This is a genomic window from Streptomyces tricolor, assembly GCF_002155905.1.
Lineage (GTDB): Bacteria > Actinomycetota > Actinomycetes > Streptomycetales > Streptomycetaceae > Streptomyces > Streptomyces tricolor.
Window position 1 is genome coordinate 1 of sequence record NZ_MUMF01000835.1, and the last position, 2,989, is coordinate 2,989.

Here is a 2,989-nt window from a genome sequence, read left to right on the forward strand (position 1 = left end):
CCGCCGGCGCGGCGAGCGCGGCACGGGGCTGGCCGTGGGCGGCGCGGTGCTGTCCGCGGTCGGGCTCGCCCTGTGGGCGCTGCTACTTGCCACGGGCGGCGCCGCGGAGGTGTGGCACGGGTTCAAGGAGGGCGCACGCGACGGCGCGACGATCTCGCTGGCCGAGGGCGAGTGCTTCGACGCGCCGGACGGCGAGCTGAGCGGCGAGACGTACGACGTGGACACGGTGCCCTGCGCGGGCGCGCACGACGGGGAGGTCTTCGCGTCCTTCCGGCTGCCGGCCGGCGCCTACCCCGGGGACGACGCGGTCGCCGAGACCGCCGAGGACCGCTGCTGGAGCCTCCAGAACGGCTACGCGATGGACGGCTGGGCGATCCCCGACGACGTCGACGTGTACTACCTGTCGCCGACCGAGGAGAGCTGGGCCGCCGGGGACCGCGAGGTCACCTGCGCGTTCGGCAGCACCGACGAGGGCGAGGACCTGACCGGGTCGCTGCGCAACGACGAGACCGTCCTCGACGCCGACCAGGTCGCCTACCTCAAGGCCGCGCACGTCCTCGACGCGGCCCTGGACACCGCCCCGGAGGAGGAGTACGTCGAGGACGACCTGCCGGGGCACAAGGCGTGGGCGGGCCGGGTGTCGGCCGCGCTCGGCGAGCAGGCCCGGATGCTGCGCGCGCACGACTGGCCCGCCGGCGCCCGGCGGCCGGTCGCCGCGCTCGCCGCCGACCTGGACAAGGCGCGCGCGGAGTGGGCGAAGGCCGCGAAGGCCGAGGACGCGGACGTCTTCTACGCGCACTACGACAACGGCTTCGACCTCATCGAGCCGTCCCGGGCGGTCGCCGCGCGCACGGCCCTGCGGCTGGCCACCACCGTGCCCGCCGACCCGGGGGAGGGGAGCGGCGACACCGGCATGCGGGTCTGACGCACCGAGGTGTGGGTGCCCCTATACGGGGGAGAAAGTGCCTGGGTAAAGCCCTCCCCGGCCTTTTGTCATCACATCGAGTGATTCTCTGGCCTTTGCTTGCACGGCCCAACCCACGGTTGCCACGCTGTTGCTGTCTGTACAACCTGATGGGAGCGGCCAGTGACTTTCGGTGAGCAGCCGGCGTACCTGCGTGTCGCGGGTGATCTCCGCAAGAAGATCGTCGACGGTTCACTCCCGCCCCACACCCGCCTCCCCTCCCAGGCCCGCATCCGCGAGGAGTACGGCGTCTCCGACACGGTCGCCCTGGAGGCCCGCAAAGTGCTGATGGCCGAGGGCCTGGTCGAGGGCCGCTCCGGCTCGGGGACGTACGTGCGCGAGCGGCCCGTGCCCCGACGGGTGGCCCGCTCCGGGTACCGCCCGGCCGGCGGCGCCACCCCGTTCCGGCAGGAGCAGGCCGATGCCTCGGTGCGCGGTACCTGGGAGTCCAGCAGCGAGCAGACCGAGGCCGGCGCGGCCATCGCGGAGCGGCTCGCGATCCGGGCCGGCGACCGGGTCATGCGCACCAAGTACCTGTTCCGGGAGGGCGGCGAGCCGATGATGCTCTCCACGTCCTGGGAGCCCCTCGCGGTCACCGGCCGCACCCCGGTCATGCTGCCCGAGGAGGGGCCGCTCGGCGGGATGGGCGTGGTCGAGCGGATGCGGGCCATCGACGTCATCGTGGACAACGTCACCGAGGAGGTCGGCGCCCGCCCCGGCCTCGCCGAGGAGCTGCATCTGCTCGGTGGTGTCCCCGGTCATGTGGTCCTGGTCGTCCAGCGCACGTACTTCGCCTCCGGCCGCCCGGTCGAGACCGCCGACGTCGTCATCCCGGCCGACCGCTACCGCGTCTCCTACCACCTGCCCGTCAAGTGACCGCCCCGCTGCTCTCGTACCGCCTGTCCGCCGGGTGGCCGTCCCGTCCGTTCGCCGGCCGACCGACCGCCGAGCGACCGCCCCGCCCCGGTCGCCGTACGCCGTACACCGCGCGCCCCTCGGCGTGAGGTAGCGCACACCCGGGTGCGCCGGACGGACGGTCACGGCTGCCGCACGGCTCCCGCAGGCCCCGTGCGAGCCGCAGCGATCCGGCCGTTTTCCCAGGTGGCCGAGGGTGCCCTCGGCGTGCCCGCGACCCGAGGCGACGGAGTTCGCGACGGCGCATTCGGTCCCGTGCGCCCCCGGCGTTCTGGCTGGTTGCGTACCTCTTTGTGAAAAGCCGTATTCGCTGCGTGAAGGTTGGGCGTACGCTCGGGCATATGCGGATTGCGGTTTCCTTAGGCGGGGCACAGCGGGGGCCCGAGAAGGGAAGCAGGTGGGGCGGTGCGAGAAGGAGCGCGGGCGGTGGGGGCCATGAGTGAAGGCACGGTCGCCCTTCCCTGGATCGTGATACGGCAGGACGACAACGGCAATCGCTACCGCGTCGGCCGGTACGCGACCCGCGCGGAGGCGCAGAAGATCGCCGACAGCCTCGACGACCGGGGGCACAAGCAGCTCTACTGGGTCGAGCGCATCGGCCAGAACCGGGACGGCGCGCAGAACTGACCGGGCGCGGGGCTCCCGTAGGCTCCGCTCCATGACGCGCACGACTCCCGAGACGGAACGCATCGTGGTGGTGGGAGCCGCCCTGCTCGACGACGGCCGGCTGCTGGCCGCGCGGCGCAGCGCGCCCGCCGACCTGGCCGGGCGCTGGGAGCTGCCCGGCGGCAAGGTGGAGGCGGGGGAGCGGCCCGAGGACGCCCTGGTGCGGGAGCTGCGCGAGGAGCTGGGCATCGACGCCGAACCGGTCGGACGCGTGCCCGGGGAGTGGCCGCTGCGGTCGCCGTACGTCCTCCAGGTGTGGACCGCCCGCCTGCGCCCCGGCTCGCCCGCGCCCCGGCCCCTCCAGGACCACGACGCGCTGCGCTGGCTGACCCCGGACCGGCTCTGGGAGGTCGACTGGCTCGACCAGGACGTCCCCGCGGTCCGTGCGGTGTCGGCCCGCTGGCGGGCGACAGCGTAGCCCCGCCCGCGAAGGGGCGCGGGGCC

4 protein-coding genes are annotated in these 2,989 nt (G+C 74.1%); all 4 read left to right on the forward strand.

The window, feature by feature from the left end:
* Positions 1-925, forward strand: a 925-nt coding sequence (locus CCN44_RS40350) for a septum formation family protein (RefSeq protein WP_107502172.1), incomplete at its 5' end; no start/stop codon positions are given.
* 162 nt (positions 926-1,087) lie between these two features.
* Positions 1,088-1,840, forward strand: a complete 753-nt coding sequence (locus CCN44_RS40355; RefSeq protein ID WP_059252397.1) for a GntR family transcriptional regulator — start codon at positions 1,088-1,090, stop codon at positions 1,838-1,840.
* 474 nt (positions 1,841-2,314) lie between these two features.
* Positions 2,315-2,506 carry an SPOR domain-containing protein gene (locus CCN44_RS40360; protein WP_059252398.1) on the forward strand — a complete coding sequence of 64 codons (192 nt, stop codon included), beginning with the start codon at positions 2,315-2,317 and terminating at the stop codon, positions 2,504-2,506.
* 31 nt (positions 2,507-2,537) lie between these two features.
* A complete protein-coding gene (locus CCN44_RS40365) occupies positions 2,538-2,963 on the forward strand; it encodes a (deoxy)nucleoside triphosphate pyrophosphohydrolase (protein ID WP_059252399.1) in 426 nt (141 codons plus the stop codon).
* Positions 2,964-2,989: the final 26 nt, after the last annotated feature.